This is a genomic window from Methylobacterium sp., assembly GCF_028290105.1.
Taxonomy (GTDB): Bacteria; Pseudomonadota; Alphaproteobacteria; order Rhizobiales; family Beijerinckiaceae; genus Methylobacterium.
In genome coordinates, this window is sequence record NZ_JAQGKL010000015.1 from 57,237 (window position 1) to 65,232 (window position 7,996).

Here is a 7,996-nt window from a genome sequence, read left to right on the forward strand (position 1 = left end):
CTCAGGCTTTGCGCCTCAGACCGTGCGCGCCGTAAACAGCCGGAACGCCTCCAGCGTCTCGGCGCTGACATGGTGTTCGATGCCCTCGGCGTCGCGGCGTGCGATCTCGGGGCTGACGCCGAGGGCGCAGAGAAACTGCTCGACGATGCGGTGGCGCTCGCGGCTCTGCACGGCGAGTGCCTGGCCCGCCTCCGTCAGGAATACGCCGCGATAGGGGCGCTGCTGCACCAGGCCGTCCTCGGCCAGGCGCTTGAGCATCTTGGCGACCGTCGGCTGGGCGACGCCGAGGCGGGCCGCGATGTCGACCTGGCGTGCCTCGCCGCCATCCCCGATCAGGTCGGCGATCAGCTCGACATAGTCTTCCACGAGTTCGAGGCGGCGCGCCTCGCGGGCCTGCCGGAAGCTCTCCACATGGACGTCGGCGTCGATGAGGGCGGTGTCGGGCGTGGAGGACGTCGGATCCTGCATGTGGCCGGCGGACTCCCCACTCTGGCGCACCGGATGGACGCCCGTGCCGGTTTGTACCGAAGCCGGGGGCCGGAGGGGAGCCCCAAAGTTCGAAAGCCGGCTCAACCCCGCAGTTGCGCCACGAAATCGCGCGTGAAGCGGGGGAGGGCCGAGAGCGAACGCACGCAAATCGTGAGGTCGCGCAACGCCCACGCATCCTCCAGGGGCACGATGGCGATGGGCATGGTGCGGGCGGCGCGGGCGGCGGTGGTCTGCGGCACGATGCCGAGGCCGACGCCGCAGGCGACGAGGCGGCAGATCGCATCGAAGCTGCGCAATTGCACGCGCAGACGCATGGGCGGGCGCCCGGTGCGCGCCGCCTTGTCCGCGAGAAAGCGCGTCAGCGCGCTGGTCCGGTCGAGCCCGACCAGGGGATGCTCGATGACCTCCGCGAACGCGACCGCGTCTCGGGTGGCCAGGGGATGCCCGGGGTCCGCCACCATCACGAAGCGGTCCTGCCGGAAGGGATAGGTCTCCAGCGCTCCGGTATCCACGGTCCCGGCGACGATGCCGAGATCGGCCGAGCCCTCGGCCACAAGCCCGACGATCTCGTCGGAGGTGCGCTCCTCGATATCGACGCTGACCCCGGTCTGGCGGGCGAGGAACGCGCTCAGGACTTCGGGCAGGAATTCGGTGAGGGCGTTCGTGTTGGAGACGAGGCGGATCTGCCCCACCGTGCCGCCGGAGAAAGCCGCGAGATCCTCCTGCATCCGGTCGATCCGGTCGAGGAGCCCGCGCGCATGCGCGAGCAGGGTGCGCCCCGCCGGCGTCGGCACGACGCCCAGGCGTCCCCGCGTGAGCAGCGCCGCCCCGAGCGTCTCCTCCATGGCGCGGATGCGCACGGAGGCGGCGGCCAGCGCGAGGTTGGCCCGGGCCGCCCCGTGGGTGATCGAGCCCGCCTCGACCACGTGGCGGAACAGGCCGAGATCGACGAGATCGAAGCGCATCATGGCGTTCGCCGTACCGTCCGCATGGCATTCTCCCGCGCGCGTCAGGACTTTCTTAACCGTGCCCGCCCATCCTGCCGGCATGGTGGTCCGTCGTCGCGTCCGTGCTGTTCTGATGCCCCTCGGCCTCTACGCCGTGTCGGGCCTCGTCGTGGGCTTTTTCGTGCATCAGGCCGAGAGCGGCAACCGCGGCCTCGAGGCCAAGCGCGCCCTCAAGATCCAGGCGCGCGGCCTGAACCAGGAACTCACCGCCGCCAAGGCCGACCGCGCCATCTGGGAGCATCGGGTCGCGCTCCTGCGCAGTGACCAGATCGACCGCGATCTCCTGGAGGAGCGCGCCCGCGTCATGCTCGGCCGCGTCCACGTCAACGACGTCGTGATCATCGATCCCTGAGGCCGGCGGAACGCGGAAATCACTCGGATTTTCGCCCGCAGGTGACCTGACAACTTCCCCCTTCTGTCGGTGGGCCGGCCTCGCTTTCCCCCGAGGCGTGTCCTAGAACCCCGGTGAGAACAGATGTTCCCCGGGGAGTTCGCCGATGGATGCCGCGAAGGATGCAGGCCGAGCCGCTTCCGACCCAAGCCTGCCGGAGGCCAGCCCGTCAGCATCGATCGAGGCCGGAAACCCGGCCGAAACCCATGCGCCGGCTCCGAACGCGCCCCAGTTCACCCGCGAGGAAGACCTCCACGCCTACCACGAGATGCTGCTGATCCGCCGCTTCGAGGAGAAGGCGGGGCAGCTCTACGGCATGGGCCTGATCGGCGGCTTCTGCCACCTCTATATCGGCCAGGAAGCGGTCGTCATCGGCATGCAGATGGCCTCGGTCGACGGCGATCAGGTCATCACTGGCTACCGCGACCACGGCCATATGCTGGCCTGCGGCATGGACCCCAAGGGCGTGATGGCCGAGCTGACCGGACGGCGCGGCGGCTACAGCCGCGGCAAGGGCGGCTCGATGCACATGTTCTCCCGCGAGAAGCAGTTCTTCGGCGGGCACGGCATCGTCGGTGCTCAGGTCTCGCTCGGCACCGGCCTCGCCTTCGCGGACGCCTATCGGAAGAACGGCCAGGTCAGCCTAACCTATATGGGCGACGGCGCCGCCAACCAGGGCCAGGTCTACGAGAGCTTCAACATGGCGCAGCTCTGGAAGCTGCCCGTTGTCTACGTGATCGAGAACAACCGCTACGCCATGGGGACCTCGGTGGCCCGCGCCTCGGCGCAGACCGACTTCTCCCGGCGTGGCATCTCGTTCGGCATCCCCGGCGAGCAGGTGGACGGCATGGATGTGCGCACCGTACGCGAGGCGGCCACCCGGGCGATCCAGCATGCCCGCTCCGGCGAGGGTCCCTACATTCTCGAAATGCAGACCTACCGCTATCGCGGCCACTCGATGTCCGACCCGGCCAAGTACCGGACCAAGGACGAGGTCTCGAAGATGCGCGAGGAGCACGACCCCATCGAGATGGTGCGCAAGCGCCTCATCGAGATGCACGGCGTGCCCGAGGCAGACCTCAAGGCCACCGACGCCAAGGTGCGCGAGACGGTCAATCAATCCGCCGAGTTCGCCACGCACGACCCCGAGCCCGATCCGGCCGAATTGTGGACCGACATCCTGCTGGACGCCCGCGCCTGAGGCGCCGGCCGCCGCTCAGGCGCGCGGCCGCGCTCCCGCCTCCGAAGGGCTGACCGGCTCATCCTCGATCGACGAGTATTCCATGGCGACCGACATCCTGATGCCCGCCCTCTCCCCCACGATGGAGGAGGGCAAGCTGGCCAAATGGCTGAAGAACGAGGGTGATGCGGTCAAATCCGGCGACGTGCTCGCCGAGATCGAGACCGACAAGGCGACGATGGAAGTCGAGGCCATCGACGAGGGCGTGCTCGCCAAGATCCTGATCGCCGAGGGCACCGAGGGCGTGAAGGTCAACACGCCGATCGCCATCATCGCCGCCGAGGGCGAGGATGTCTCGGCGGCTTCCACCGGTGGCGCTGCCCCGAAGGCCGACGCCGCGACGCAGCCCGCCCCAACCCCGGACATGCAGGCCGAAGGACAGGCCGCGACGCCCGCCCCGAACGCCAAAACGGGGGACGATGCGCCGAAGGCGCCGGCCGCGCCCGCCACCATCACCAACAAGGCGCCGGCGCCCGTGATGGAAGAGTTCCCGGCCGGCACCGAGATGGTCTCCACGACGGTACGGGAGGCGTTGCGCGACGCCATGGCCGAGGAGATGCGCCGGGACGACGCCGTCTTCGTCATGGGCGAGGAGGTCGCCGAGTACCAGGGCGCCTACAAGATCACGCAAGGATTGCTGCAGGAATTCGGCGCGCGCCGCGTGGTCGATACCCCGATCACCGAACATGGCTTTGCCGGCATCGGCGTGGGCGCGGCCTTCACGGGCCTGCGCCCCATCGTGGAGTTCATGACCTTCAACTTCGCCATGCAGGCGATCGACCACATCATCAACTCGGCGGCCAAGACCCTGTACATGTCCGGCGGCCAGCTCGGCTGTCCCATCGTGTTCCGCGGGCCCAACGGTGCGGCGGCCCGCGTCGGCGCGCAGCACAGCCACGATTATTCCGCGTGGTACTCGAACGTGCCGGGCCTCAAGGTGATCGCGCCCTACACGGCCTCCGATGCCAAGGGCCTGCTCAAGGCCGCGATCCGCGACCCGAATCCGATCATCTTCCTCGAGAACGAGATCCTCTACGGCCAGAGCTTTCCGGTGCCGAAGCTCGACGATTTCGTGTTGCCCATCGGCAAGGCACGCATCCACCGCACCGGCAAGGACGTCACCATCGTCTCCTTCTCCATCGGCATGAGCTATGCCCTCAAGGCGGCGCAGGCGCTGGCAGAGGAGGGCATCGAGGCCGAGGTGATCGATCTGCGCACGCTCCGCCCCATGGACACCGACACGGTGGTGGAATCGGTGCGCAAGACCGGCCGCTGCGTCACCGTGGAGGAGGGGTTCCCGCAATCGGGCATCGGCGCCGAGATCTCGGCCTGCCTGATGGTCGATGCCTTCGACTACCTCGACGCCCCGGTCCTGCGTGTCACCGGCAAGGACGTGCCGATGCCCTACGCCGCCAACCTCGAAAAGCTCGCGCTGCCCAACGTCGCCGAGGTGATCGAGGCCGTGAAGGCGGTCTGCTACCGCTGACGCCCCGGGATGGCCACCTCCCCCTCTCGCCCCGCGCGGCGAGAGACCGGAGACGAGGACGATGACCGACAAATTCGAAGAACTCTCCGCCCCGCCCGATGCCCTCGAACACGGTGGCATCGAGGTTTTGCGTGCCAGCGTCGTCGATGGCGCGGTGAGCATCGCGCTGAGGCGCTCCTTCGACGATCCGGCCACCTGGGGCCGGCTGCTCGCGGACCTCGCCCGGCAGGCGGCGCGGGTCTACGCGCTGGAGACAGAGACATCCGAGGCGGAGGCCTTCGAGCGCATCCGTGCGGGCTTCGAGGCCGAGAGCCTCGACCCCGACGCGCCCATTCTGAACTGACCGCCGCCCCCACATCGCCCGCAGACGCTCAGGATTTCCGACCATGCCCATCAACGTCCTGATGCCCGCCCTGTCGCCCACGATGGAGAAGGGCAATCTCGCCAAGTGGCTGAAGAAGGAGGGCGATGCGGTCAAATCCGGCGACGTGCTCGCCGAGATCGAGACCGACAAGGCCACGATGGAGGTCGAGGCCATCGACGAGGGCGTGCTCGCCAAGATCCTGGTCGCCGAGGGCACCGCCGACGTGCCGGTGAACGACCTCATCGCGATCATCGCGGCGGACGGCGAAGATCCGGCGACCGTCCAGGCTCCGGGCGGGGCAGCGCCCACGACGGAGGCGAAGGCCGAGGGGCCGAAGTCGGGATCAACCGAGAACGCGACGCCCGGCGGCGGAACCATGGCCTATGCCCGCGTCAACGAGGCGCCGGATGGTGCCGTCCCCGGCGGCGGCGCGCAGGCCGAGTCCGGACGCGTCTTCGCCTCGCCGCTCGCCCGCCGGATCGCCAAGCAGGAAGGCGTCGACCTCAGCGCGCTCACCGGCTCGGGGCCGCGCGGTCGGGTGATCGAGCGCGATGTCCGCGCCGCGCTCGCCAGCGGCACCGGCCAGGCCCCACCCGCCGCAGCGCAGAAGGCCGCCGAGCCGCCGAGGGCGGCAAGCGCCCCGGCCGCGCCTGCGCCCGCCAAGGCTGCGGCGCCTGTCGGACTGACGACCGATCAGGTACGCGGTTTCTACCCCAAGGGGACGTTCGAGGAAGTGCCCCTCGACGGGATGCGCAAGACCATCGCCAAGCGCCTCACCGAGGCGATGCAGGTGGCCCCGCACTTCTACCTCACGGTGGATTGCGAACTCGACGCGCTGATGGCCCTGCGCGAACAGCTCAACAGGAGCGCGGGCACGACGAAGGACGGCAAGCCACCGTTCAAGCTCTCGGTGAACGACTTCGTCATCAAGGCCATGGGCCTCGCGCTGATGCGGGTGCCGGCCGCCAACGCGGTCTGGGCCGAGGACCGGATCCTGCGCTTCGACAACGCCGAGGTCGGCGTGGCGGTGGCGATCGACGGCGGGCTGTTCACGCCCGTGATCCGCCGGGCCGACCAGAAGACGCTCTCCACCATCTCCAACGAGATGAAGGATTTCGCGGCCCGCGCCCGCGCCAAGAAGCTGAAGCCGGAGGAATACCAGGGCGGCGTCACCTCCGTCTCGAACCTCGGCATGTTCGGCATCAAGCACTTCACGGCGGTGATCAACCCGCCGCAATCCTCGATCCTCGCGGTGGGCGCCGGCGAGAAGCGCATCGTGGTGCGCGACGGCGCCCCGGCGGTCGCGCAAGTCATGACGGCGACGCTCTCCTGCGACCACCGGGTGCTCGACGGCGCCTTGGGCGCGGAACTGATCTCGGCGTTCAAGGCCCTGATCGAGAATCCGATCGGGATGCTGGTCTAGCCTCGTTCGACGGGCGGAGCAGGCCGTCCCCATCCAATCCCTCAAGCCCAACCCCAAGCGGGGAGGGGCGTAGGAGTGCGCCATGGCCGACACCTATGACATCCTCATCGTCGGCGCCGGGCCCGGCGGCTACGTGGCCGCGATCCGGGCGGCTCAGCTCGGGTTCCGGACGGCGGTGGTGGACCGCGAGCATCTCGGCGGCATCTGCCTCAACTGGGGCTGCATCCCCACGAAGGCGCTGCTGCGTTCGGCCGAAATCTACCACTACCTGCAGCACGCGGCGGATTACGGACTGTCGGCGGAAAAGATCGGGTTCGACACCGCGGCCATCGTCAAGCGCTCGCGTGGGGTCTCGACCCGGCTCAACGGCGGCGTCGGCATGCTGCTGAAGAAGAACAAGGTCGACGTGATCTGGGGCGAGGCCACCATCGAGGAAGCCCCGACGGGCAACGCGCCGGGTCAAGTCACCGTGAAGGAGACGAGCCGCGCCCCGGCACCCAAGGGGGCGCTCGCCGCTGGCTCCTATTCGGCCAAGCACATCATCGTCGCCACCGGCGCGCGTCCTCGTGCGATCCCGGGCATCGAGCCGGACAAAAAGCAGATCTGGACCTATTACGAGGCCATGGTGCCGGAGACGATGCCCAAATCCCTTCTGGTGATGGGTTCGGGCGCCATCGGCATCGAGTTCGCCTCGTTCTACCGCACCATGGGCGCGGAGGTGACGGTGATCGAACTGCTGCCGCAGATCCTGCCCGTGGAGGATGCCGAGATCGCGGGCCTCGCCCGCAAGCGCTTCGAGAAGCAGGGCATCAAGATCCTCACCGGCGCCAAAGTGACGAAGGTGGAAAAGGCGGCCGGGTCGGTCACCGCCACCATCGAGACCACGGACGGCAAGGCGCAGCAGATCACCGCCGAGAAGCTGATCTCGGCCGTCGGCGTCGTCGGCAACATCGAGGGTATCGGGCTCGAAAAGCTCGGCGTCGCCATCGAGCGCGGCATCGTGGTCACCGACGGCCTGGGCCGCACCAACGTGCTGGGCCTCTACGCGATCGGCGATGTGGCCGGCCCGCCCATGCTCGCCCACAAGGCCGAGCACGAGGGCGTGCTCTGCGTCGAGACGATCAAGGGCCTCCCAACCCACGCTATGGACAAGGCCAAGATCCCCGGCTGCACCTATTGCCAGCCGCAGATCGCCTCCGTGGGCCTCACCGAAGCCAAGGCCAAGGAGTTGGGCTTTGCCGTGAAGGTCGGGCGCTTCCCCTTCGCGGGCAACGGCAAGGCCATCGCGCTCGGCGAGCCGGATGGACTCGTGAAGACCGTGTTCGACGCCAAGACCGGCCAGTTGCTCGGCGCCCACATGGTCGGCGCGGAGGTCACCGAGCTGATCCAGGGCTACGTCGTCGCCATGAACCTGGAGACCACCGAGGAGGACCTGATGCACACGGTCTTCCCGCACCCGACCTTAAGCGAGATGATGCACGAGAGCGTGCTCGACGCGTATGGGCGCGCCATCCACACGTGAGCCGACCCTCCCGCGTCTCCTGCGAGGCGCGGGCGGGAGGCCGGGCGTCGCTCAGGACGCTGCGAAACCCGGCA

8 protein-coding genes are annotated in these 7,996 nt (G+C 68.7%); 6 read left to right on the plus strand and 2 right to left on the minus strand.

Going from position 1 to position 7,996, the window contains the following annotated elements; translation table 11 throughout:
- Positions 1-15 precede the first annotated feature (15 nt).
- Entirely contained in the window at positions 16-468 is a 453-nt protein-coding gene (mntR, locus tag JWQ05_RS01210) for a manganese-binding transcriptional regulator MntR (RefSeq protein WP_299653194.1), read from the minus strand.
- A gap of 101 nt (positions 469-569) precedes the next feature.
- A complete protein-coding gene (locus JWQ05_RS01215) occupies positions 570-1,457 on the minus strand; it encodes a LysR substrate-binding domain-containing protein (protein ID WP_299653197.1) in 888 nt (295 codons plus the stop codon).
- A 79-nt stretch (positions 1,458-1,536) separates the two neighbouring features.
- On the opposite strand from JWQ05_RS01215, the gene JWQ05_RS01220 reads away from it, so the two are divergent.
- The 6 genes from JWQ05_RS01220 to lpdA all read left to right on the plus strand — a co-directional run bounded on the left by JWQ05_RS01220 (position 1,537) and on the right by lpdA (position 7,922).
- Positions 1,537-1,848 (plus strand): septum formation initiator family protein, encoded by a 312-nt coding sequence (locus tag JWQ05_RS01220; RefSeq protein WP_299653217.1) that lies wholly within the window; start codon positions 1,537-1,539, stop codon positions 1,846-1,848.
- 145 nt (positions 1,849-1,993) lie between these two features.
- On the plus strand, positions 1,994-3,088 hold the full coding sequence (pdhA, locus tag JWQ05_RS01225) for a pyruvate dehydrogenase (acetyl-transferring) E1 component subunit alpha (protein WP_299653200.1): 1,095 nt from the start codon (positions 1,994-1,996) through the stop codon (positions 3,086-3,088).
- Positions 3,089-3,170: 82 nt separating this feature from the next.
- Positions 3,171-4,613 (plus strand): pyruvate dehydrogenase complex E1 component subunit beta, encoded by a 1,443-nt coding sequence (locus JWQ05_RS01230; RefSeq protein ID WP_299653203.1) that lies wholly within the window; start codon positions 3,171-3,173, stop codon positions 4,611-4,613.
- 61 nt (positions 4,614-4,674) lie between these two features.
- Entirely contained in the window at positions 4,675-4,956 is a 282-nt protein-coding gene (locus tag JWQ05_RS01235) for a DUF5076 domain-containing protein (RefSeq protein ID WP_299653205.1), read from the plus strand.
- A gap of 43 nt (positions 4,957-4,999) precedes the next feature.
- Positions 5,000-6,400: a pyruvate dehydrogenase complex dihydrolipoamide acetyltransferase gene (locus JWQ05_RS01240; protein WP_299653208.1), complete on the plus strand. Its 1,401-nt coding sequence runs from the start codon at positions 5,000-5,002 to the stop codon at positions 6,398-6,400.
- An 82-nt stretch (positions 6,401-6,482) separates the two neighbouring features.
- Positions 6,483-7,922: a dihydrolipoyl dehydrogenase gene (gene lpdA / locus JWQ05_RS01245; protein ID WP_299653211.1), complete on the plus strand. Its 1,440-nt coding sequence runs from the start codon at positions 6,483-6,485 to the stop codon at positions 7,920-7,922.
- Positions 7,923-7,996 lie beyond the last annotated feature (74 nt).